Annotated in this window: 26 protein-coding genes and 1 other annotated feature; of the genes, 1 reads left to right on the top strand and 25 read right to left on the bottom strand. The window is 54.6% G+C overall.

Going from position 1 to position 24023, the window contains the following annotated elements; all coding sequences use genetic code 11:
• Positions 1-11: 11 nt before the first annotated feature.
• Complete coding sequence (locus ETR37_RS06200) at positions 12-659, bottom strand: class I SAM-dependent methyltransferase (RefSeq protein ID WP_033006987.1); 648 nt, start codon at positions 657-659, stop codon at positions 12-14.
• A 190-nt stretch (positions 660-849) separates the two neighbouring features.
• On the opposite strand from ETR37_RS06200, the gene ETR37_RS06195 reads away from it, so the two are divergent.
• Positions 850-1059: a YrzA family protein gene (locus tag ETR37_RS06195; protein ID WP_025949305.1), complete on the top strand. Its 210-nt coding sequence runs from the start codon at positions 850-852 to the stop codon at positions 1057-1059.
• Positions 1060-1172: 113 nt separating this feature from the next.
• On the opposite strand, the gene ETR37_RS06190 is transcribed toward ETR37_RS06195, so the two are convergent.
• From ETR37_RS06190 to ETR37_RS06070, 24 genes are all read right to left on the bottom strand, one after another.
• Positions 1173-1796 (bottom strand): YrrS family protein, encoded by a 624-nt coding sequence (locus tag ETR37_RS06190; protein ID WP_020754579.1) that lies wholly within the window; start codon positions 1794-1796, stop codon positions 1173-1175.
• Positions 1797-1862: 66 nt separating this feature from the next.
• A complete protein-coding gene (locus ETR37_RS06185) occupies positions 1863-3635 on the bottom strand; it encodes a peptidoglycan D,D-transpeptidase FtsI family protein (RefSeq protein ID WP_129447046.1) in 1773 nt (590 codons plus the stop codon).
• A 108-nt stretch (positions 3636-3743) separates the two neighbouring features.
• Positions 3744-4220 (bottom strand): transcription elongation factor GreA, encoded by a 477-nt coding sequence (greA, locus tag ETR37_RS06180; RefSeq protein ID WP_011232025.1) that lies wholly within the window; start codon positions 4218-4220, stop codon positions 3744-3746.
• A gap of 110 nt (positions 4221-4330) precedes the next feature.
• Positions 4331-4966 (bottom strand): uridine kinase, encoded by a 636-nt coding sequence (gene udk / locus ETR37_RS06175; protein ID WP_020754577.1) that lies wholly within the window; start codon positions 4964-4966, stop codon positions 4331-4333.
• Position 4967: 1 nt separating this feature from the next.
• Complete coding sequence (locus ETR37_RS06170; RefSeq protein ID WP_011232027.1) at positions 4968-6236, bottom strand: peptidase U32 family protein; 1269 nt, start codon at positions 6234-6236, stop codon at positions 4968-4970.
• Between the two features lie 18 nt (positions 6237-6254).
• A complete protein-coding gene (locus ETR37_RS06165) occupies positions 6255-7184 on the bottom strand; it encodes a peptidase U32 family protein (RefSeq protein ID WP_020754574.1) in 930 nt (309 codons plus the stop codon).
• Positions 7181-7834, bottom strand: a complete 654-nt coding sequence (locus tag ETR37_RS06160) for an O-methyltransferase (protein ID WP_060787724.1) — start codon at positions 7832-7834, stop codon at positions 7181-7183. Before ETR37_RS06160 ends, ETR37_RS06165 begins: the two co-directional genes overlap by 4 nt.
• A gap of 437 nt (positions 7835-8271) precedes the next feature.
• Positions 8272-9363, bottom strand: coding sequence for an endolytic transglycosylase MltG (gene mltG / locus ETR37_RS06150; RefSeq protein ID WP_020754572.1), 1092 nt, complete (start codon positions 9361-9363; stop codon positions 8272-8274).
• Between the two features lie 242 nt (positions 9364-9605).
• Entirely contained in the window at positions 9606-9905 is a 300-nt protein-coding gene (locus ETR37_RS06145) for a DUF1292 domain-containing protein (protein ID WP_011232031.1), read from the bottom strand.
• Positions 9906-9920: 15 nt separating this feature from the next.
• Positions 9921-10337, bottom strand: coding sequence for a Holliday junction resolvase RuvX (gene ruvX, locus ETR37_RS06140; protein WP_129447045.1), 417 nt, complete (start codon positions 10335-10337; stop codon positions 9921-9923).
• Between the two features lie 4 nt (positions 10338-10341).
• Positions 10342-10608 (bottom strand): IreB family regulatory phosphoprotein, encoded by a 267-nt coding sequence (locus ETR37_RS06135; protein ID WP_011232033.1) that lies wholly within the window; start codon positions 10606-10608, stop codon positions 10342-10344.
• Between the two features lie 67 nt (positions 10609-10675).
• Positions 10676-13312, bottom strand: coding sequence for an alanine--tRNA ligase (alaS, locus tag ETR37_RS06130; RefSeq protein WP_129447044.1), 2637 nt, complete (start codon positions 13310-13312; stop codon positions 10676-10678).
• A 46-nt stretch (positions 13313-13358) separates the two neighbouring features.
• Positions 13359-13583, bottom strand: a binding site (T-box leader).
• Between the two features lie 47 nt (positions 13584-13630).
• Positions 13631-14692, bottom strand: coding sequence for an AI-2E family transporter (locus ETR37_RS06125; protein ID WP_060787726.1), 1062 nt, complete (start codon positions 14690-14692; stop codon positions 13631-13633).
• A gap of 120 nt (positions 14693-14812) precedes the next feature.
• Complete coding sequence (locus tag ETR37_RS06120; protein WP_013144658.1) at positions 14813-14947, bottom strand: YrzQ family protein; 135 nt, start codon at positions 14945-14947, stop codon at positions 14813-14815.
• Positions 14948-14958: 11 nt separating this feature from the next.
• The gene (locus ETR37_RS06115; RefSeq protein ID WP_008881018.1) at positions 14959-15150 is read right to left on the bottom strand and encodes a hypothetical protein; all 192 of its coding nucleotides are present in this window, start codon (positions 15148-15150) and stop codon (positions 14959-14961) included.
• A 15-nt stretch (positions 15151-15165) separates the two neighbouring features.
• Entirely contained in the window at positions 15166-15639 is a 474-nt protein-coding gene (locus tag ETR37_RS06110; protein ID WP_060787727.1) for a PRC-barrel domain-containing protein, read from the bottom strand.
• Between the two features lie 25 nt (positions 15640-15664).
• A complete protein-coding gene (gene recD2, locus ETR37_RS06105) occupies positions 15665-18025 on the bottom strand; it encodes an SF1B family DNA helicase RecD2 (protein ID WP_129447043.1) in 2361 nt (786 codons plus the stop codon).
• A 19-nt stretch (positions 18026-18044) separates the two neighbouring features.
• A complete protein-coding gene (locus tag ETR37_RS06100; RefSeq protein WP_033005219.1) occupies positions 18045-18707 on the bottom strand; it encodes a tetratricopeptide repeat protein in 663 nt (220 codons plus the stop codon).
• Positions 18708-18795: 88 nt separating this feature from the next.
• Positions 18796-19911, bottom strand: coding sequence for a tRNA 2-thiouridine(34) synthase MnmA (gene mnmA, locus ETR37_RS06095; protein ID WP_011232040.1), 1116 nt, complete (start codon positions 19909-19911; stop codon positions 18796-18798).
• A gap of 16 nt (positions 19912-19927) precedes the next feature.
• Positions 19928-21070: a cysteine desulfurase family protein gene (locus ETR37_RS06090; RefSeq protein WP_013524205.1), complete on the bottom strand. Its 1143-nt coding sequence runs from the start codon at positions 21068-21070 to the stop codon at positions 19928-19930.
• 28 nt (positions 21071-21098) lie between these two features.
• A complete protein-coding gene (cymR, locus tag ETR37_RS06085) occupies positions 21099-21515 on the bottom strand; it encodes a cysteine metabolism transcriptional regulator CymR (protein ID WP_015375472.1) in 417 nt (138 codons plus the stop codon).
• Positions 21516-21526: 11 nt separating this feature from the next.
• Entirely contained in the window at positions 21527-21760 is a 234-nt protein-coding gene (locus tag ETR37_RS06080) for a hypothetical protein (RefSeq protein WP_015375473.1), read from the bottom strand.
• A gap of 40 nt (positions 21761-21800) precedes the next feature.
• On the bottom strand, positions 21801-23096 hold the full coding sequence (locus tag ETR37_RS06075) for a replication-associated recombination protein A (protein WP_015375474.1): 1296 nt from the start codon (positions 23094-23096) through the stop codon (positions 21801-21803).
• Positions 23097-23203: 107 nt separating this feature from the next.
• Positions 23204-24023: TetR/AcrR family transcriptional regulator (locus tag ETR37_RS06070; protein ID WP_164977983.1), on the bottom strand; the 820-nt coding region annotated here is incomplete at its 5' end.

Genomic DNA, 24023 nt, shown 5'->3' with positions numbered 1-24023 from the left:
TCTCCCTCTTTCTATGTCGTTTGTTTCACCGCCTCCATCACCCAGACGAACGCGTTTTGCTGCGCAAAGGAGGCGGAAAAGCCATGCTTGGAAAACAGTGATGCCAATACGTCAAGCGTCGTATAATATTCGCGTTCCAAATCGTCGGCCAAATCGTGGAAGCCGCGCGCCCGGGCTTCCTCAATCGCCTGGCGGAACGCCTCTTTGTCGCGAAACGCCGTATCGGCAAACACTATTTTACCACCCGGATGGAGCAATTGACTATATTTGGCCAGCGCTTCGTCTTTTTCCGCATCCGTCAAATGATGAAACGCATACGTGCTGGCGATCGTGTCGATCGGCTCCGGCGGTGTCGGAAATTGCAAAAAATCGCCGTCCAGAATGACCGCTCGCCCGCTGAGCTTTTCCGCTGCTTTTTTCCTCATCGGCGCCGATGGCTCGATCCCGTACACCCGCTTGCCGCGCTCAAGCAACTTTTTCGTCAAGTTTCCTGTGCCGACGCCAAACTCGAGCACAACTTGGCCGGCTTTGTCGGCGACCGTGCTTAAAATGCGGTCATAACCGGCAAACACGTCTCGATATTGCTCATCGTATCCTTCGACCGATCGGTCATACGATTCCGCCCATTGCTCAAACAAGTCAAGAAACTCTCTGCCCATATGGTCACACCCCAAAAAAGTTTATAATTCCTATAAATATAGTATGTTTTTTTCGTATTGCCTGCTCTTACTGTAGCATATGTTTTTCCCTTGTTCAACGATCATGTTTCGTTCGTATTGTTCCCCCTTGTACATCGGTGGATGAGGGCGGGAAAATTTGCTACACTGACAATGGAAAGGAGGAAGAACGATGCCGAACATTTCTCTTGATTTGATCGAGGACAAAATCGAATTTTTTGAAGCGGACGACTTGCGGACGCTCGAGAAAAAAATCAACGAACAAATTGAACATAACAAGGCGCTCTTGCTTTCCGTCCATCATGTATCCCATCAAATGCACGTCATGGAAAACGGAAAGCGGTTCTACAGCGCAGTCGTTCATTTCAAAGCGAAAAAATAACAGGCGCCCTTCGTTTTTGGGCGCCTGTGTATGTTTCCGCCGCTGGTGAACCGCCATTGTTTCACTGATGCCGCCAACGTTTCGAATATCTCCGCTTCCCCTCATCATGCCGCTTATGGCTTTTGTTTCAACTTTTGCACCTTCGTCGGCTTCCAGCCTTCGTTCGTCACCCATTCAATGTACACTTTGTAATGGGCGGCTTGATCTTTCGTCGAAATCGTCGCGACTGCTTTGTTCGGTCCGTTGTTGCCGATGAACCAAACGATCATCTCCTCCGGAGCGATGCCGGTCGCATAGCTGACGGCATCGAGCATTTCCTTCCAGTCGACGGAATCTTTCTTAAACACCGTTTCATGCGGCTCCGATTGCGTCGTACCGATCGGCTGCCATGCCGGATTGACGATTTCTTTTTCAACGTTGGACCCCGGCGGGCCCGGCGTTTCTGTCACACCGGCATTACTCGTTTCATCGGTGGAAGCAGCGTCTTCTTCCTCGGCCGGCGTTTCAGCTTCCGTCGGCGCCGCCGCTTCGCCTGTTTCCACTTCCACCCGCTTCGCATTGGCCGCTTCTGTTTTGGCTTCGCGATCCATCTCCTTCTTGCTCGGTTCGCCGCCAAACAGCAAGTTCCCGCCGACAATCAAAATGAGCAGCACGACAACGGCAATGGCTCCGTTGAGCCAACGGTTGATCCTCCGCCGTTTGGCGCGGGCGGCAAAGCGCGTCTCGATTTGCGCCACCGTCTCCTCTCCCTTCTTTGGATGATGTTCGTGCTGGAAACATGGATTCCCCTTACATTTGGTTCGTCACTTCACTTCATTTTTGGCGCGGTCATAAGCATAAAGCGCCTCGACTGCAGCGGCGAACACATCATTCGTCGAAGCCCGCCCGCTCGGGCAGTCGAGCTCAACGACAGCAAGGGCGTATTTCGGACGGTCGGCTGGAAAATAGCCAGCAAACCATTTATTAATCAATTCAGCGCCGCCGTCCATTTTTCCTGTCTCAGCCGTCCCGGATTTGCCGGCGACCGGATACGGCAGCGAACGGAAGCGGCGGCCGGTGCCATCCTCTTTGGTGACAACGCCGCGCAAAAGCCGTTGCAGCTCTTCGGCCGTCTGCGGCGCGATCGGCGCCATGTCTGAAGCCGGTTGAGGCGGAAACGAAAAGAGGGTCGCACCGTTTTTATACAGCACTTTGTCAACGGCCCGCACCTGAAGCGCTTCGCCGCCGCGGGCGATGGTCGCCATCATGTTGGCGACGCCAAGCGGCGAGACGCGTACATTTTTTTGCCCGATCGCCGTTTGCGCCACCGCAAGCGGCACCCGCTTGTCGCGCGGATCATGCCAAATCGTCCCCTTCTGCTCCTCCGGGAACTGACGGAAATGCTCTTCATGGTACACCGCCCCTTCCCATCCGGCCGTCGGATACAGCCCGAGCTTTCTCGCATACGTTTCAAACGCATCCGGATCGTGCTCGATCAACTGCTTGCCGAGCGTGGCGAACGCATTGTTGCAACTGACGGCAAAGCTGTCCGCTAAATCAAGCATGCCGTAATCATGCTCCTCATCGCGGGTTTTGCCGTCAATTTTTCGGCTGCAGTCAAACGTTGTCTCAAGCGAGGCGAGCCCCTCATCAAGCGCCGCGGCCGCAATGACGGTTTTCAAAATCGAGCCAGGGATTTGCGGCAACACGATTTGGTTTTCCGCCCCGCGGTTTTTGTACGGATCACGCGGGTCCATGTTTGGGCGGCTGACCATGGCGAGCACACTGTTTGTGTCAATATCCAGCAAAACGAGACCGCCTTTTTTCAACCCGTATCGGTCAACGATCTGCTCCATCTCTTGCTGCAAGTCACGGTCAAGCGTCGTTTGCACGGTGACGGGATAAAACGGGTTGCCCGTGTCGCTGTATTTGACATCGAGCCCAAACAGCGGCCGCCCTTCGGCGTCAACGTGATAAAGCAGCTTCGTTTCGCCGTCGGCGAGCAAAAATTCATCAAACGCCTTCTCAAGTCCTTGAATGCCCACTTCGGTCTTTGGCGGCAGCGGCCGTTTTGGATAACGCTTCTTGATGAGCTCCTGATCTGGACGGGTGAAGCCAAGCAAATGCGGGGCGTACACCGTTTCCAGCGGATATTGCTTGTTGACGGCAAATACCCCCGGAATGCGCAAATCGTTAATTTGCTTCATTTGCTGGGCGCTCAAGGCGAGCGGCTCTCCATCCTTCTCTAAGACGAACGGACCGTCCGCCTGCTCAAGTTGGCGGCGAATCTCTTCTTCAGAGACGCCGGCGATGCGGGCGACTTGTTCCATCGGCCATTTCATTGCCGTTAAAAACGGGAATAAGACAAGCGACGGCACGTATCGCTTCGTGAGCGGCGCGCCATTTCGGTCGATGAACGAGCCGCGCCCGTCGTCAATGATCAGTTCTTGTGTTCGCTGGGCGACGCTTTCGGCAATTAAATTATGATTGGCAAACGACTCGGTGTCAATGAGCTGAATTTGCGCGAGCCGCCCGATAAGCAACAACAAGCCAAATTGAATGAGAGCAAGCATGACAAGCGTTCGCTTTTTCCACATAAAGAAAACACCTCATCATCAGTGTTGACGAGGTGTTTCCGTTTGAAACGTCAAACGGCGGCAATTTTCTTCGCTTCGCACACCGCCGCTTGTTCAGGTCGGCCGCCTTTATTTCACAGCCACGATTTTCACAAGCATTTCCCCGCCCGGCGTTTGCACCGTCACCTCATCGCCGACGCGGCGGCCGAGAAGCGATTTGGCAATCGGCGAGTCATTGGAAATTTTTCCTTCAAATGGATCGGCCTCGGCGCTGCCGACGATCGTATACGTTTCTTCCTCGCCGTCCGGCAGTTCAATGAACGTGACCGACTTGCCGAGCGAGACGACGTCCGGGTTTTCTTTGTCTTCTTCAATGATGACGGCGTTGCGGATCATGTTTTCAAGCATTTGGATGCGCGATTCGACAAACGCCTGCTCATCTTTGGCAGCATCGTACTCCGAGTTTTCCGACAAATCCCCGAACCCGCGCGCAATCTTAATGCGCTCCACCACTTCTTTCCGCTTGACCGTTTTTAAGTACTCAAGCTCTTGTTCCAGTTTCTCTTTTCCCTCTTTCGTCATCGGATACTGCTTTTCGTTCGCCATTCATCTCACTCCTCTATATATTCTGCATTATGTAAAACGTACGAACAGCAAAAACGGCTGTTCGTACGCTTACTTGTTATATAATATATTGTTTTGTCTCTGTTATGTTATTACAAAACCGCTTTTTGTTCAAGAACTGTGCGAATTTTTGCCACCATTAAATCGATGGCGACGACGTTCTGTCCGCCTTCCGGAATGATCACATCCGCGTAGCGCTTCGTCGGTTCGACAAACTGGTTGTGCATCGGCCGGACGACGGACAAATATTGCTCGATGACCGAATCGAACGTGCGGCCGCGCTCTTTCATATCGCGGATGAGACGGCGGATGATGCGGATGTCCGGGTCGGTGTCGACATATACTTTAATGTCCATTAAATTGCGGAGTCGCTCATCCTCCAAGACAAGAATGCCCTCCACGATGATGACATCCTTCGGCTCCACGCGAATGACGTCGCTTGAGCGAGTGTGCAGCGTATAATCGTACACCGGCTTGTCAATCGGCTCATAGCGAAGCAACTTATGAATATGCTCAATCAACAAATCGTTGTCAAACGCCAGCGGATGGTCATAGTTCGTCTTCAGCCGCTCTTCAAACGAAAGATGGCTTTGGTCTTTATAGTAAAAGTCTTGCTCCAAAACAAGGATCGAGCGGTCGCCGAAATGGTCGTAAATCGCGCGGGCGACGCTCGTCTTCCCCGAGCCGGAGCCGCCGGCGACGCCGATGACAACGGGCTTCTTCCCCATCTTAATTCTCCTTTCTCATCATGTTGTACGGGAAGAGAGGGCGCTTGACCTTAAACTTCACGATTTGCAGCGGATGGCGCGCCGCATCAAGCTCGTTGCCGTCTTCGTCCCAAATTTTCTCAATCACTTGGGTGAAGTTTTCAATTTCCGGACCGAAAAATTCGACTTCATCGCCCGGGCGGAAATGGTTGCGCTGCTGGACGGTGGCGATGCCCGTCTCCGGGTCATAGCCAAGCACCAAACCGGCGAATTCATGCGTCGTTTTCCGGCTGTGCGTCCCGTACATATGGTTCGTATAATCCGGGAAGCCGTCAAAGAACGACGGCGCCGTCTCGCGGTTGGCGCATTTCTCCAGCTCCCGCACCCACTCTTCGCGGATCGTGAAATGGTCTGGGTCAGCGCAGTAGGCATCAATGACTTTCCGGTAGACACTGACAACCGTCGCCACGTAATGGATCGATTTCATCCGCCCTTCAATTTTCAAGCTATCCACACCCAATTCGATCATCACCGGAATGGCGCGGATTAAGTTCAAATCTTTCGCGCTCATCGCAAACGGGGCGTCCCCTTTTTCAAACAACGGAATTTCCCGGCCGTCCGAGAGCTGATACAAATCGTAATCCCAGCGGCACGACTGGCAGCATCCGCCGCGGTTTGAGTCGCGCGCCGTCATATGGTTGCTCAATACACAGCGGCCGGAGTAGGCGGAACACATCGCCCCATGGATGAACGCCTCGATTTCAATATCGACTTTCTCTTTGATCTGCCGGATTTCTTCTGCGCCCACTTCACGAGCGAGCACAACCCGCTCGAGCCCTTCCTCTTTCCAAAATTGGACCGCTTTCCAGTTGGTAAGCGATTGCTGCGTGCTTAAATGCACTTCAAGCTTCGGCGCCACCCGGCGCGCCGTTTCGATGATGAGCGGGTCGGCGACGATGATGCCGCAAACACCGGCATCTTCAAGCGCCCGCAAATAGTCATCAAGGCCAGGGATGTTTTCGTTATGGGCGTAAATATTGGCCGTTACGTATACTTTGGCTCCGTATCGATTGGCAAATTCGACCCCTTCGCGAATTTCCTCGATCGTAAAGTTGTCGGCGTTGGCGCGCAAGCTGTACTCTTGGCCTCCGATAAAGACGGCGTCTGCGCCGTAATGGACGGCGATTTTCAGTTTTTCCAAGTTGCCGGCCGGGGCGAGCAGCTCTGGCTTTTTCACAATGACGCGCTTGCCGTCAATGATTTCAGAGATGCGATCATTTTTTAAAAGCATGCTGCTTCCCTCCTTTTCTCAATAAATGGTCTCTTTGAAGAAAAATCCGGTGTCGATGCGGCGATGCGGCGGCTGAAGCGCTTCAACGGCCGCAAGCAGCTCCTCTTTTTCCCGTTCGTACCGCTCGCGGTCATCGGCGCATAAATCGATGGCGCGGCGGTACAGCTTCGTCACGTCGGTAATGTAGCGCGGCTCGTGCAAAATCCCGTCAATTTTAAAGCTGTCGATGCCGGCCTCGACCATGTCGCCGAGCTCATCGATCATGCAAACATCGTTCGGGCTCATAATATGCGTGCCGTTTTCGTCTTCAAAAATCGGATATTTGTTGTCGCGCTCTTTGTCGTAAAGAAACATCCCTTTTTCGTACTTCTTCCGTTCAACTTCCATCACTTTCCCTTGATATTCAAAATAGCTGCCGATCAGCGAGCGCTTCGATTGGTACATGCACATCGCGCCGTGCACTTGCACCTCGATTTCCACTTCGGCATGGGCTTTGATTTCCAAAATGGCGTCCATGTTCAACTCGCGGGCCAAGACGGCGCGCTTCGCCCCTTTCCGGCCCCAATAGTTGCACGCATACCAGTTCGTCGCTGTCGTCTCCGTGCTCCAGTGGAGCTTCATGTGCGGCGCCGTTTCTCGGACAGTCAAGAGCACCGCGGGATCGCCGAAGACGATGGCATCGGCGCCGACATCAGCCAAAAACGCGACGTAGTCGCCAAGCTCGTCCACTTTATCGTTATGGAAAATGGCGTTCATCGCCACATACACGTTCATGCCGCGCCGGTGGGCGGCTTTGACGGCGGCAGCGACATCATGGCGGGAAAATTCGCCGGCAAGCCGCAAACCGTAGCGCTGCTCGCCAATGATGACCGCGTCCGCTCCGGCTTCAGCCAGCTCGTCGATATGGGCAACGCTCGTCGGCGTCACGAGCAATTCGGGTTTTTTCACTGTTCTTCACCTCGTTTTTTCGATATGGCGAGCCCATCGCCGACCGGAATGATGACCGTATCATAACCGCTTCGACTCATGAGCCACTCATTGTAGCGGCGAATTTTTCGGGCGATGTTCCAAAGCCGTCGATTGTCCGCCGGCGCTTCGGCGGCGACGAGCCCCTTAAACAAGACGTTGTCGCTGATGATGAGGCCCCCTGCAGCCACAAACGGCTCATAGAGCGTAAAAAAGCGCTCATATTGCCCTTTGGCGGCATCAATAAACAGCACATCAAACGGCGCGGCGGCCGCCACATTGGCCTCGACCGCGAGCGCATCGCCCAACACCGCCTCGATTTGCCGCTTGGTGTTCGTCTTTTCGATGTAAAAACGGGCGCGCTCATACCGCTCCCGGTCTTTTTCGATCGTCACAATGCGCGCATCCGGCAGCGCCTTTGCCATCCGGATCGCCGAATAGCCGATCGCCGTGCCGATTTCCAAAATGCGGCGCGGCCTGATCAGCTTCAAGATGAATAACAGCACTTCGACGCTCACCGGATCCATGATCGGTATGCGATGCCGATAGGCGTACTGCTCCATCTCCTCAATGTCCTCATCCGGCGCCGGACGCAGCTTTTGCAAGTACGAAACAATGTCATGGGAAAGCAAGAGGAATTCCTCCCTGCCGTCAGCAAACTGAAAAGCGCTCGCCAAAGTTGAACTATATAGATGCAACGAAGAAGTTTAATATATCCTTGACGGAAAAGCGGTTTGCCCCTTTTCGACTGTCGGAGGCAAGCCACAGGCTTGCCTCCGTCACGCCTTGGCGTGACGGAAGACCGAACAACCGGCCTGCTTCACAGACCCATATATGGGTCTTTAAGCGGCGTTGTTCGGTCGCCCGACAGTCGATCAAATACTCGGGAAAAACTACAAATGGTAAAGCTTCCAATTGCATCTATATACAACCCGGCATTTGCGCTTTGTCGTCATGAAAAATAAGAGCCGCAAAGGACTCTTATCGTTGGTCTGTTCAACTATACTACCATAAAACAACGGAAAAGCGAAGCCGTTTCACCCCACCGGCCATTACCTTCCGTTTTGACCTATTGTTTTCCAATATGCTTCGCCTTTTCCCGGTTATGCTCGGCCAACGTTTTCGTAAAAATGACCTCGCCGCCCGGTGTCGCCAAAAAGTATAAATAGTCGGTCGCCGCCGGTTCAAGCGCCGCTTCGATCGACATTACGCCGGCGTTGGCGATCGGCCCCGGCGGCAGCCCTTTATGCATGTACGTGTTGTACGGCGAATTGACCTGCAAATCTTTATACAACACACGCTCTTTATGTTCGCCAAGGGCGTACAAAACGGTCGGGTCGGTTTGAAGCGGCATGCCGCGGTGCAGCCGATTGTAAAACACGCTGGCGATTTTTTCGCGGTCAGCTTTTTCCGTCGCCTCTTCCTCAATGAGCGACGACATCGTCAACAGCTGATGCGGCGACATGTTCTTTTCTTTCATCGCTGCCTTATATGTGTCAAGCACAGCTGCCGTTTTCGCCACCATCGCCTCAATGATCTCTGAGAGCGGCGGCTTTTCGTCAGCAAACACATACGTCGCCGGGAACAAGTAGCCTTCCAGCGGATAGCGGATGCCTTTGTGAAAAATATCATCAGTCAACAAATCCGGGTGCATTTTCATCAGCCGTTCGATATACGCGCGATCGTTAAGCAATTTCATAATTTGTTCTTGTTTGTACCCTGTTTTCGCGGCAATGAGGTCAGCGATTTGCACCAATTGCGACCCTTCCGGAACGGTCAGCTTCAATCCGATTTTTAGCGATTTCCCCGTTTTTAACAGCTCGATGATGCGCGCCATTGGCATCGCCCGCGTCAACTCATACTCCCCAGCCTGGAAGCCGGATTCATTTTTCCAGCGGACATATAAGCGAAACACGGCCGCGCTTTTAATGAGCCGCTTTTGTTCGAGCTGCTCGGCAATCGCCGCCGCCGATGAACCGATCGGAATCGAGACATGGACCGGGGTGCGGTCATTCGGGTCGACGGGCTTAAGCGCTGAACGGATGTATAAGAAACTGCTGGCGCCGGCAATGACAAACGCCGCCAGCAGAACAGCACAGACAATCAAGACGATTTTCCGCACAAGCCGCGCCTCTGGCGCCCTAAAATCGTTCTGTTTCATCTTTGTCCTCCTTTCACCCGGCCATATTATACTACAAAGTTCCGCATTTTTCGCCCTTGACGGTCAAAAAATGCAAAGCCAGGGGAGGAAACGCGCCGGTCAATCGAAGCCCTTCGCAACATTTGTCGGACAAACAAGAAGATGTCTGAACCATTGCATGGAACACAACTTATCGTTTCTCAGCGCATAATACGACAATAAGAAAAGGGGCCCCGATCCTTTTGGCCCCCCTCTGCTGTCCGTTATTCGTCGTCTTCCTCTTCCTGTTCAGCACAAAACGTATTCCATACTTCTTCGATCATGTCCCACTCTTCTTCCGTCTCGATTGGGAGCAGTTCGCCTTCTTTGTTCTCATCCCCAGGGATGAAGGCGGAAACGTGCACTTCCGTCTCGCCGTTCTCATCTTCCGCCTCGACGCCGACCGGATAGTAAAACACATACGATTTGCCGAAATCATCTGATTCAAACGTAAACAAAATTTCGCACAGCTGCTCGTTGCCATGTTCGTCGACAACCGTAATATGACGGTCTCCGTGTTCCATGTTTTCTCCTCCAATTTATCGTTTACTGTCCAAATATGACTGCAAAATGACGGCCGCCGCCATTTTGTCGATCACTTTCCGCCGCTTTTTCCGGCTGACGTCGGCAGCGATCAACATCCGTTCGGCGGCCATCGTCGACAGCCGTTCATCCCAAAGCACAACGGGCAAAGAAAACTCCTCGCGCAATTTGGCGGCGAACCGCTCGCTTGCCTCAGCGCGCGGCCCGAGCGTGCCGTTCATGTTTTTCGGCCACCCGACGACAATCGTATCGATGCCGTACTCATCGATGATGGCGCGCAGCCGCTTTAAGCCGTAGTCGCCGCGCTCCGTATCAATGGCGATCGTTTCCAATCCTTGCGCTGTAAGGCCGAGTTCGTCGCTAACGGCAACGCCGAGCGTTTTCGTTCCCAAATCTAATCCTAGCGTCCGCATCAGGTTAATCCTTTCGTTGCCCCTGTAAATAGAATTTCACCAATTCCTCGATTAATTCGTCGCGTTCGATTTTGCGGATGAGCGCACGCGCATCTTTATGGCGCGGAATGTAAGCTGGGTCGCCGGACAACAAGTAGCCGACAATTTGGTTGATCGGATTGTAGCCTTTTTCCTGCAAGGCGCCATACACCGTCAACAACACTTCGCGAACGTTCGTCTCGGCCGGCTCCTCGGAAAAATGAAACTGCATCGTTTGGTCAAACGAGCTCACCGTTTCCACCTCGCTCCTTATTCAGGCACCCCGTCCTTTTACATCCATTGTACACGATCCGCGCCAATTAGGAAACGGATTTCACCCATGTTTCGACATAACCGAGCGCTTCGCCGACCTTGCTTGGGTCCTTGCCGCCAGCTTGCGCCAAATCCGGGCGCCCGCCGCCGCCCCCACCGCAACGCGACGCTACTTCTTTCACCAGCTTGCCGGCATGGAATCCTTTTTTCACCAAATCGTCCGTTACTGCGGCAATCAGTTGCACTTTTCCGCCCTGGGCGGACGCCAACACGATGACCGCCGTGCCGAGCTTTTGTTTCAAATCATCAGCCATGGCCCGCAGTTGGTTCATGTCATTGGCCTGCACTTTTGCCGCCAACACCGGCACGCCGTTTACATCTTTCACTTGACGGGTGAGGTGCTCAGCTTCCATATGGGCGAGGCGGGCAGCAAGCGATTCATTTTCGCGCTCGAGCTCTTTCAGCTCGGCAAACAGTCCGTCAAGACGCGCATTCAATTCTTTCGGGCTTGTTTTCAGTTTTTGCGCCGCCTCTTGCAAAATAGCAAGCTGTTCGCTCATAAAGCGGTATGCCGCTTCCCCGGTCACCGCTTCAATCCGGCGCGTGCCGGCGCCGATGCCGGACTCGGAGACGATTTTAAACAACCCGATGGCTGATGTGTTGGGCACATGGCAGCCGCCGCACAGCTCGAGGCTGTAGTCGCCGACTTTGACGACGCGGACGATGTCGCCGTATTTTTCGCCAAACAGCGCCATCGCGCCCATCGCTTTCGCTTCCTCGAGCGGTTTATAAAAAATGTCAACCGGGAGGCTTTTCGAAATTTGTTCGTTGACGATGGCTTCGATGCGCTCGAGCTCCTCTGGCTTCACTTGCCCAAAATGGGTGAAGTCAAAACGAAGCCGGTCCGGGGCGACAAGCGACCCCGCTTGGTTGACATGGCGGCCGAGCACGTCTTTTAGCGCTTGATGGAGCAAATGGGTCGCCGTATGGTTTTTTACGATGCGCATCCGCTTTGCTTCATCGACGCGCGCCGTATAGCGGGATCCTTTTTTCACCGTTCCGCGTTCGACGATGATCGCATGAAGATGTTGGCCGTTCGGCGCTTTTTGCACATCTTTGACGACTGCTGTTCCTGTTTCGCTTTCAAACACGCCTTGGTCAGCGATTTGTCCGCCGCTTTCGGCGTAAAATGGCGTCACATCGACGATGATTTGCGCCTCTTCGCCGGCTTTCACTTCCTCGACAAGCCGCCCGTCTTTGACGATGGCGATGACCGTCGATGCGGCAACAAGCTCATCGTAGCCGACAAACCGGCTTTCATCTTTAATGTCACCGAGCACTCCGCCTTGGACTTGCATCGAATCGACATCTTGCCGGGCCGCGCGCGCCCGTTCGCGTTGCCGCTCCATCTCGCGCTCAAATCCGGCATGGTCGACCGTCATGCCCGCTTCAGCGGCGTACTCTTCCGTCAGCTCGATCGGAAAGCCGTACGTATCATACAGGCGGAACGCTTCCTCGCCCGGAATGACACGGCTTCCTTGCTCTTTCGCCTTTTCGGTCACCTCCGCCAATATGGCGAGCCCTTCATGGAGCGTTTCATGGAACCGTTCTTCTTCCGTCCGGATGACGCGGGCGATGAAATCGGCTTTTTCTTTCACCTCCGGATAGTAGTCGTGCATAATCTCGCCGACGACCGGGACGAGTTCGTACATAAACGGACGTTCAATGCCGATATGTTTCGCATAGCGCACCGCGCGGCGGAGCAGGCGGCGCAGCACATAACCGCGGCCCTCATTTGACGGCAGCGCCCCGTCGCCGATCGCGAACGTCACGGCGCGAATATGGTCGGCGATCACCTTAAAGGCGACGTCTTTGTCCGGATCTTCGCCATACCGCTCGCCGGCGATCTGCTCGGTCGCGCGGATGATCGGCAGGAACAAGTCGGTTTCAAAGTTCGTCGGCACGTCTTGCAAAATCGAGCACATCCGCTCCAAGCCCATGCCGGTGTCGATGTTTTTCTTCGGCAGCGGCGTGTACGTGCCGTCCGGGTTATGGTTAAACTGCGAAAAGACAAGGTTCCATACTTCTAAATAGCGGTCATTTTCCCCGCCTGGGTACAGCTCCGGATCGTTCGGGTCGTTGCCGAACGCTTCGCCGCGGTCGTAAAAGATTTCCGTGTTCGGACCGCTCGGGCCTTCGCCGATGTCCCAGAAGTTTCCTTCAAGGCGAATGATTCGCTCTTTTGGCAAGCCGATTTCGTTGCGCCAAATGTTGTACGCTTCCTCGTCTTCCGGATGGACAGTAACGGACAACCGTTCCGGATCAAAACCGATCCATTTGTCGCTCGTCAAAAACTCCCATGCCCAATGGATCGCTTCGCGCTTGAAGTAATCGCCGATCGAAAAGTTGCCGAGCATTTCAAAAAACGTATGGTGGCGCGCCGTTTTCCCGACGTTTTCGATGTCGTTGGTGCGGATCGATTTTTGCGCGTTGCAAATGCGCGGGTTTTCCGGAACGATGCGCCCGTCAAAGTATTTTTTCAACGTCGCGACGCCGCTGTTGATCCACAACAGTGACGGGTCGTCGACCGGAATGAGCGATGCGCTCGGCTCAACCGCATGGCCTTTTTCTTGGAAAAACTCTAAAAACATGCGCCGCACTTGGGCGGATGTCAGCTTTTTCATGATGATCCTCCCCTTTCGCCTTTTATATAAAAAAACTCCCATCCCCTGCAGGGACGAGAGTTATGCTCGCGGTACCACCCTGTTTATGGGCAAAAAACGCCCATCACCTCTTTGGCCGTAACGCAGCCTTGCGTCAGGTTTTGCCTGCGCTCCGGATTAGCCTTCTGTTGCCCTTCATCTGGAATTTCTTTCAGCCGCGGAAATTCCTCTCTGTGCGCGAACTCGCGCGTTAAGATGGACTGCAACATACTCGATCCGTCATCGCGTTATGTATTCGCTTTTTTCATTGAAAGATTATAGACAAGCAGAGAGCATTTGTCAATGCGAAGCATAATGCTCTTTCCAATGGGCGATGGCCACTTTCAGCACCGCCGCCGTCGGAACGGCAAGAATGAGGCCGAGCACGCCGGCGAGTTCACCGCCGGCAAAGAGGGCGAGCATAATGGCAAGCGGATGCATATGCACGCTTTTGCCGACGATCAGCGGCGACAAAACGTTCCCTTCTAAAAACTGCAGGGTAAAAATGATGACAAGCACGATCACGACCATTTTCAGCGAGACGGTGGCAGCCAAAATGACCGCTGGAACGGCGCCGATCAGCGGGCCAAAATACGGGATGATGTTCGTCACGCCAATGACAAAGCCGAGCAACAGCGGATAATCCATGCCGGCAAGCCACAAGCCGAGCGCCGCCGCCAGACCGATCGCCGCACAGACGAACAGCTGGCCGCGAATGTAGCCGCCGAGCGATTCATCGACATCCTTCAAAAACGCCATCCCCGGCCCACGCCACCGCTTCGGTGTCATGTACCAAACCGCTTTTTTCAACACATCGATGTCTTTTAACATATAGAAGACGATAAACGGAATGATCAACAGCGTCGCCGCCGAACCGATGAACGATTTGGCGGCATGAATCGCCATCGCGACGGCGGCCGCCGCTGCTTGCTCGATCTCGGCAAACATCCCCTCGATGCGTGTGTGCACCTCAAGCGGCCAATTCGACGTCTCGTCGTGGATGTGGCGCACCCATTGGCGGTATGTATTCATCAAAGACGGCAGCTGTTCATCCAGTTCACGCAACTGGGCGATGAATAGCGGCACGCCGCGGTACAAGCCGTAGCCGACCAAACCGAAAAACAACAAATAAATCAACAAAATGGCAAGGGCGCGCGGCATTCCTTTGCGATGGATGGATTCCACAAGCGGGTAGAGCAAATACGTAATAAACGACGCCAGCAAAAACGGCGTCAACACCGTTGCGATAAAATCGATGACCGGCCACCAAACGTCTTTCATCCGAACGATCAAATAGATGATTGCCGTAATCAGCAGCCATTTTCCGATGCGAAAGAACGACAGCCATTGTTGCTCGCCCATCGCCACACCTCCTACCGTTTAGTGTAGGAGATGCGGCGAGAAATATGCCTTCACCGCTTTTAGCACTATTTGACAGCCACAAGGCGCCGCCCCCGCGCAAAGGCGAGGGCGGCAGCGCCGTCAGCGGATCGCTTGCATCAAGCGGCGGCGCATCCTCCGCATCGTGCGACCGTTCATCCAATCGTTTCGTTGGGCGAGCTGATAAGCGGCGACGCCTAATCCGACTGCTAACAGCGACGTCATCATCCGGTTCATGCGTGTCCCCCCTAAAATTGGATCGTGCGTTCGTGGTCGTCAAACAAGTCGTCAAGGGAACTCAACGTTCCGTCTTCTTCCACTTGATGGGCGTGGATCATCCCTTTCGAGACGGACAGCTCAATAAAGCAATCCCAGCAGTAGTACTGGTTGACGCCGATTTTCCCTAAATTTTTTCGTTTGCAATTCGGGCAAATGAGCATGGACAGCCACTCTCCTTACATCGTTGTTTCCACGGTGACCACGCCTTCTCTGGCGGTGAACGGAGCGAGCTCCATTCGTTTCTTTCCTTCGGTCAAATCGGAAAAAAATCCCTCGCTGATCTCGTATCCGTCAATTTTGCCCAATTGCCCGTCAAAATATACGTCATCCAACAGTCCGATCGTTGTTCCGTCCGCGGCGACAACCATGCTGCCGGCGAGGCCGCGTTCGCCGTAAAGAGAGTGGCCGCTGTCAGGAGAAGGAAACGGCTGGAAGCTATCTGCATCACAGATGATGACTCGGTCGTTTTCGAACGACTGCACGGCTGAAAGCGGCAAATAGCGGCGGCGGCCGAACAAACCGTCCTGTTCCGCGACAAGCCCTTTGACCGCGCCGTGGCTGGTAAACCAAATGTCAGCGATCGTTCCGACCATTTTTCCCGTCGTTTGTTCATAAATGGGAAGGCCCTTGATGTCGGAAAACGTCCGCATCGTTCTCCCACCTTTCCAGCCACCTTTAGCTTGGCTCATCGCCCATAAAGTCATACGGCGTAACGTTTTCCATCCCCATGTTCGCCTCTTCAAACGGCAGTTCGACCTCGACAAACGGAGCCGCCGCCCCCGCCAGCTTCTCAGCGAGCGCCGTCTGGCGCGCTCCGTCGCTTTGTTTTGCGACGCCGAATCGAAACGCTTCCTCTTCCCCGCATAAAACGAGAAACTGCTTGCTTCTTGTCACCGCAGTATACAACAAATTCCGTTTCAACATCCGGTAATAGCTTTTGACGACGGGCAAAATGACGATTGGAAACTCGCTTCCTTGCGCCTTATGAACCGAACAGCAGTACGCATGGGTGATTTGTCCTAAATCTTGCCGTGTGTACGTCACTTCAATGCCATCAAACGAGACGACGAGCAAGTCTTGCTTTTCGATATTTTCTTTGGCGTAAAAAATGGCAACGATTTCGCCGATGTCGCCGTTAAACACATTGTCTTCCGGTTGATTGACGAGCTGCAGCACCTTATCGCCGACGCGGTAGACGACCTCACCGACCGACAGCTCCCGCTTCCCCTCAGCCGGCGGGTTGAACAGCTCTTGAAGCGCTTTGTTCAATTGGTCAATGCCCGCTGGACCACGGTACATCGGGGCGAGCACTTGAATATCTTTGACGGAAAACCCTTTTTTGCGCGCGTTGTCCGCGATTTGCCGCACGACATCGACGACCTGGCCCGCACGGCAGCGGATGAAGGAACGGTCTGCCTTCGGAGCGGTCAAATCGTCCGGCACGACGCCGCGCTTCATCTTATGGGCAAGCTCGATGATCGATGATCCATCCGCCTGGCGATACACCTCGGTCAACCGAGCGAACGGAATGACGCCTGAAGAGAGCAAGTCTTTCAGCACTTGCCCTGGCCCGACGGATGGCAATTGATCCTCATCGCCGACGAAAATGACTTGCATGCCGTTTGGCACGGCTTTTAACAGCTGGTTGGCGAGCCACGTGTCGACCATCGACATCTCATCGATGACAAGCAGCTTGCCGGAAATCGGTTCGTTCTCGTCGCGGCTGAACCCTTCCGCCCCATTCCAGCCGAGCAAGCGGTGGATCGTCGCCGCCGGCAGCCCGGTCGCCTCGCTCATCCGCTTCGCCGCTCGGCCGGTCGGTGCGGCCAGCAGCACCGGAAACGGCTCGCCTTGTTTGTAGTCAGCCGGGTCAAGAGACAGGCCGTTTAGGGCGGCAAACAGCTCGACGATGCCTTTGATGACCGTCGTTTTCCCCGTTCCCGGACCGCCGGTCAAAATAAACAGCGGCGAAGAAAGCGCTTGTTGGATCGCTTCCCTTTGCTGGGGGGCATATTGCATGCCAAGCCGTTCCTCAAGCGCCCCAAGCGCCAGCAAAAACTCCGACTCGGCAAACGCCGACGGCGGCGTCTGCCCGAGCAGCCGCTTAATGTTGGAGACGATCCCTTTCTCGGCGAAGTAAAGGGAAGGGAGATAATAACGCCCTTGCTCGGCGATCAGCTTCCCTTCCTCGCTTAACATCAGAAGCGTTTGGCTGATCGCTCGTCCATCCACCGCACCGCTCAGCCTTCCGTCAAGCAGCTCCCCGATGCGCTCCATCAGCTCTTCCTCGCGCAAATAAACGTGCCCTTCCTGCAAGCACGCCTGTTCAAGAACAAACAACGAGGCGGCGCGCAGCCGGGCCGGATGGCTGCCGGAAATGCCGAGCTGGCGCCCGATTTCATCAGCGCGGCCAAAGCCGATCCCTTCGATATCCTCAACGAGCTGGTACGGGTTCTCGTGGATGATGTCAATCGCTTCTTCGCCATACGCTTGGTAAATTTTCATGGCCAGCTGCGGGCCAAAACCGAGCTGGGCGAGGGCGATCATCGTTTGCTCAAGCCCTTCGTGGGCGCGAAGCGCATCGTACAGCTGCTTCGCCTTTTTTTTCGTCAGCTTCGGCACACGCTCTAGCGCCTTGGGGTCGCGCAAAATCGCGGCGATCGCGTTTTCGCCGAGCGTCTCGACAATCGCCGCAGCCGTTTTTTTGCCGATTCCTTTAAACAAACCGCTCGATAAATAATGAATGACTCCTTCTTTCGTGTTCGGAAGCTGTTTGCGGAACTGACTAGCCGCATATTGGCGGCCAAAACGCGGATGTTGGCGGAATTGTCCGTAAAAGATGTAGACGTCCCCTTCGTTTAAACGCGGAAAATAGCCGGTGACGACGACTTCCTCCTCAACGGGCGCTTCATTCGTTTCCTCAACACGCACGCGGACGACCGTGTACAATGTTTCCTCGTTATGAAAAATGACCGCCAAGCACAATCCTTTAATGAACGTGCGTCCGTCAAGGGCGAGGATTTGTTGCTCTTGCAACAGCCATCCCCCTGCCTTTTTACGGCGCAAGCCGCTTTTCCATCAGTTTCTTTCCGTATCCGGCAAGCACGTGATCGGGCTTGGCTTCCAAGGCAGCGGCAAACATATGGCGGGCGGCATCGAGCTCATCTTTGTACGCATAAATGACGCCTAAATTGTAGTACGCATCAGCGTGGCGCGGATCGAGTTCCAACGTTTTTTCGAAATAACGCTTCGCCTCATCGACATAATCGAGCGTGGCGAGGCAAAGGCCAAGCTGAAACAGCGCTTCGGCATCCGTCTCGTTCAGCTCAGCCGCGCGCTGCAAATACGGCAGCGCCAGCCGCGGCATCTCGAGCCGCCATAAGGACATGCCGAGCATAAAATGCGTATCGGCATCGTCAAGACCAAGCCCAAGCGCGCGCTCAAACATATCTTTCGCTTTCGCGAACTGCTCACGCTTATAATGCACTGTACCCATGCCGTAATACGCGGCCGCCGCCTTCTTGTCAATTTTCAGCGCCTGTCGGAAACAGTCAAGCGCCTTCTCTTCTTCACCGGCAGCAACGAGAACCGTGCCGATGTTAATGTACCCGGCCGGATCGTCCGGATGCTGTTCGACCGCAGCGGAAAAACAGCGGATGGCTTCCTCATACTTCCCCTCGCGCATATACGCCAAGCCTTGTTCGTTGAAATTGGCCATCGCCCATCCCCCCTGATTCAACGTGATTTTCAAGCAACGGCCCCCAGCCTAATAGCCTGATTGAAGATCGTGCGCACCGGCACATCCGTCAACCAACATACCAAAGCTTTTCGCCGTTGCGGAACACTTCATCGATCGTGCCGCCGCCGAGGCATTCCTCGCCGTTGTAAAAAACAACCGCCTGCCCCGGCGTCACCGCCCGCGCCGGCGCATCAAACACGACTTCCGCCCCGCCGTCCGCAAGCGGGTGGACCGTCACGCCGACATCAGGCTGACGATAGCGAAATTTCGCCGTGCAACGGAACGGCGCTTCCGGCTTGCGGTCAGACACCCAGTTGACATCGACCGCCTTTAGCGAGGTGGAATACAAATATTCGTTTTCAAACCCTTGGGCGACATACAGCACATTTTCGCGCACATCTTTGCCGACGACAAACCACGGTTCGCCGCTGCCGCCGATGCCAAGGCCGTGGCGCTGGCCGATCGTGTAATACATGACGCCGTCATGCCGCCCTTTCACTTCGCCATCGAGCGTTTTCATCACTCCCGGCTGGGCCGGCAAATAATGGCTCAAAAATTCTTTGAAATCGCGTTCACCGATAAAACAAATGCCCGTGCTGTCTTTTTTTCCAGCGGTGGCGAGCCCAGCCTCTTTCGCAATCCGGCGCACGTCCGCTTTCTGCAAATGGCCGATCGGAAACATCACTTTCGACAGCTGAGCTTGGCCGAGCTGGTTTAAAAAGTACGTTTGATCTTTGTTCGGGTCGGCTCCGCGCAGCATTTTATATTCACCATCGCGAAACTCGACGCGGGCGTAATGGCCGGTTGCGATGTAATCGGCGCCGATCGACATGGCGTGCTCTAAAAACGCCTTGAACTTAATTTCCTTATTGCACATCACGTCCGGGTTCGGCGTGCGCCCGGCTTTGTATTCATTCAAAAAGTACGTAAACACTTTGTCCCAATACTGTTTTTCAAAATTGACCGCATAATACGGGATGCCGATTTGGTTGCAGACGCGCACGACATCTTCGTAGTCCTCAGTCGCCGTGCAAACGCCGTTTTCATCGGTGTCATCCCAGTTTTTCATAAAAATGCCGATCACATCATATCCTTGTTCTTTCAATAGCAGCGCAGCGACCGACGAGTCGACCCCGCCGGACATGCCGACGACGACGCGCGTTTCGTGCGGCGCTTTGTTCATGCTGTTTCCCCCCCCTTTAGCGGTTTGTGAGCCGCTTTATGATCTTCACGGTTTCCTCGGCCGCCCGCTCGATTTGTTCCATCGTATTGCCGAGCCCGAAGCTGAAGCGCACAGACGAACGGATGCGCTCCGACTCTTTTCCGCACATCGCGACAAGCACGTGCGACGGGTCGATTGACCCGGCGGTGCATGCTGACCCGCTCGAGGCGGCAATGCCGGCTAAATCCAAGTTCACGAGCAGCGATTCGACATTCGTTCCCGGGAAGGCGACATTCAAAATATGCGGCAGGCCATCCGGGCGGCCGTTGACCGCATAGTCGATCCCTGAGGAGCGGAAAATCGCAAGCATCGCCTCGCGCCACGCCGCATATTGCCGACGTTTCTCTTCCCTTGTTCGCTCAGCGATTTCCGCCGCCTGCGCCAAGCCGATGATGCCGGGGACGTTTTCCGTGCCGGCGCGCCGCTTCCGCTCCTGTTCGCCGCCGAAAAGGAGCGGAGTGATGCGGACCGTTTCCCGGACATAAAGCGCGCCGCTTCCTTTCGGGCCGTTGATTTTATGAGCGGAAATCGACAGCAAATCGATCCCGTATTCATTCACATCGATCGGAAGAAGCCCGTACGCCTGGACGGCGTCCGTATGGAAATAAGCCGGATGATCGCGAAGCAGCGCCCCGATTTCGCGAATCGGCTGGATCGTGCCGACTTCGTTGTTGGCAAACATGACCGACACCAAAACGGTCTCATCGCGCAGCGCGGCCTTGACATCCTCGACCGATACCGTCCCTTGTTCGTCAACGGGCAAATACGTGACCTCAAACCCTTGCGTCTCTAAATATTCACAAGCGCGCAGCACCGCATGATGCTCGATGGCGGTTGTAATGATATGATTGCCGCGGCCGCGGTTCGCTATGGCCGTTCCGATGACCGCAAAGTTATCTGCTTCCGTGCCGCCGCTTGTAAACACAATCTCCGTCTCTTTCGCCCCAATCGAGCGGGCGATGACAGCCCTCGCTTCATCGACCGCGCGGCGGCTCTGCCGTCCAAAATGATGGATGCTTGACGGGTTGCCGAACTGTTCCGTCATCCACTGGACCATACCGGCAGCCACGTCTGGATGGACCGGGGAAGTTGCCGCATGGTCCAAATAAATCCGTTCCAACGGCCATTCTCCTTTCCTTTCTGTATGCTTAAATATAAAACATATATGCCCCTTCATCCCCGTCGCTATACTTCGCCAAATCTTCGAGCGTTGTGCTGTCGAGCACTTCCTCGACCGCATCGCGGATGCGAATCCATAGCTCGCGCTTCGCCGGCTCTTCCTCCTCGAGCTCCTCGACCGGGGCCAGCGGCCCCTCCAACACGCGCAAAATGTCGCCGGCGGTGATTTTCGCCGGATGTTCAGCAAGCACATAGCCGCCATACGCTCCGCGAATGCTTTTGACGAGCCCGGCGTTGCGCAGCGGCGTGACGAGCTGCTCTAAATAATGTTCGGATAAATTGTTCGCCTTGGCGATCGAACGAAGCGAGATCGGACGATCGCCATATTTTTTGGCCAATTCAATCATAATCGTCAAGCCATATCGGCCTTTCGTCGAAATCTTCATTCATATCCCTCCTAACGGCTTAACCCTTGCGTCCGAGTGCCGGCGGCCGGTCCAAGCAGGCGGCTTGCGACCTTTTGGCATTGCGGCAGCGCCAAGCCGGCAATCGAACCGATCGTCACACAAAAAAGGAACGTGCCAAACGACACCGGGCCGCCGAGCAACCAGCCGGCCAACAGCACGAACGCTTCGATCCCGATGCGAATGTACGCCACGTTCCATCCGGTCAGCTCGGTCAAAGCGAGCATGAAACGCCTGTGTTATTATATCATAAAAATCCCTTTCCCTTCACGGCTGAACCTTGACCTCTTGTTTCAACTGCTCAAGCCGCCGGTACACTTTGGCGTAATGTTTTTCCTCGCCATGCTCTTTCGGTTCATAATAGCGGACGCCTTCCAGAGCGGAGGGCAAATACGTTTGCGCCACCCAGCTGTTCGGATAATCGTGCGGATACAAGTAGCCTTGTCCACGCCCGAGTGCAGCCGCCCCTTTGTAATGAGCGTCTTTTAAATGATCCGGAATATCGCCAAGCTTGCCGGAACGGACATCGGCAATGGCAGCGTCCAGCGCCTTGTAAGCACTGTTGGATTTCGGGCTTAAACAGAGTTCAATCGTCACAACCGCGAGCGGAATGCGCGCTTCCGGCAGCCCGAGGCGTTCCGCCGCTTCGACCGCTGCCTGTACTTTCACTCCCATCATCGGATTGGCAAGTCCGATATCCTCATAAGCCATCACAAGCAATCTCCGGCAAACGGCCGCCAAGTCTCCGCCTTCAAGCAGACGGGCCAAATAATGAAGCGCGGCATCGGCATCGCTGCCGCGCACGCTTTTTTGAAACGCGGACAACAACGAATAATAATGATCGCCATATTTGTCATGGGTAAAACCGCGGTTTGCGGTGCATGAAGCCACGATATCCTCATCAATATACAAGCGGCCGTGGCGCTCATCGGCAGCCGCAACCGCCGCCTCCAGAAGCGAAAGCGCGACGCGCGCATCCCCACCGGCTGCCTCGGCGATGCGCCATAACAACGACTCGTCAATGACAACCGGCGGCTCGCCGACCCCTCGTTCCGGATCAGCGAGCGCCCGTTTCAGAATGATCAAGAGGTCATCCGGCGTGAGCGGTTTCAGTTGTTGGATTTGCCCGCAGCGGCTGCGAATGGCGGGATTGACCTCGTGAAACGGGTTTTCCGTTGTGGCGCCAATCAAGGTCACGAGCCCGGATTCGAGATGCGGCAACAAAACGTCTTGCTGCGCTTTATTCAGCCGATGGATTTCGTCGATAAATAAGAGGACATTGCCCGACCAACGCGCCGCTTCGACTGCCTCTTCGATTTCCTTTTTGCCGGCGGTCGTCGCATTGATGGCGACCCATTCGCGCCCGGCGGTGCGGGCAATGGCGTAAGCGAGTGACGTCTTCCCTGTCCCCGGCTCTCCGTAAAGCAAAAGCGAGGGAACATGACCTTTTTTGACCATTTTATAAAGCGGCGTACTAGGGCCAATGATGTGCTGTTGCCCAACGATCTCATCGATCGTCCGCGGCCGCATCCGCCAAGCAAGCGGCTCCGTCGTTTTGGGCATGCCGACCCCCTCCTTGAGATTGATGACGCTATGTTCACAGACATCCTCCGATGCCGCCTATTCATTTTCGGCGAATGGGGCGTCTCCCCGTGGGAAGAGCGGTGGTTTTAATCAAAATAGCGTTCAATGGCCTCCTTCAACTCATTGTACAGCGGAAGCGAGTATTTCGCCAAATAGAGCAAAAGCGCCTCCACCATAAACCGCCTAGCTGTCTCCCCTTTCTCGAGTTCTTCCTTCAATAAGCGCAGCGAGCGAAGAATATCGTCTTCAACCGGACGCAGCGCCGCCATGCGCTCTAAACAGCTGATGGCCCGTTCTTTCCATTGACTCCGCTCTTGGGTCGCCGCAGCCATGTAATCCGCCATCATCGTTTCATCGAGCAACCCCGTCTTGCCGTCAAGCAGGCTGGCAACGATGGCATCAAGCCGATCGAGCAAGAAGGGGGCAAGCTTCTCAGGAAGCAGCGGCTTTCGGTCTACCGCCAAGTAAATCAGATATTCTTTCAGCATTCCGTTGAGCATCGTCGCGCAATCAAACGAAACTGGACGCACTTGTTCGCCGTATATGTCTTCAATCGCCCGGCGATACCAGTGGAGCGTATGGGCGCGGATGCGAAACACCAGATGCTGCACCTCATGGCTCACCTTCACGGCTTGTTCGCCCAACTGCATTTGCACCAGCTCTTTATGTTCGTCAAACAGCTGGATTTGTACAGTCAACTGACGGCAAAACCGCTCGCGCGCGGTTAAGGAGGGATCAGCCTCGATTTGTTTAAGCTGGTGAAACAAGACTTCATAATGGTAGCGGAAAATCGATACAGCCAACTCTTCTTTTGATTTGAAATAATTGTAAATCGAACCTTTGGCTACTCCGCTCCGTTCGGCGATTTCCTGCATGGAGGTAGCGTGATAGCCTTTTTCGGCGAAT

Origin of the sequence: Geobacillus sp. PK12, assembly GCF_004123125.1 — a bacterium.
GTDB lineage: Bacteria > Bacillota > Bacilli > Bacillales > Anoxybacillaceae > Geobacillus > Geobacillus zalihae.
The sequence above is the reverse complement of the archived record's forward strand: the minus strand, read 5'-3'. Positions and strand labels throughout refer to the sequence as shown.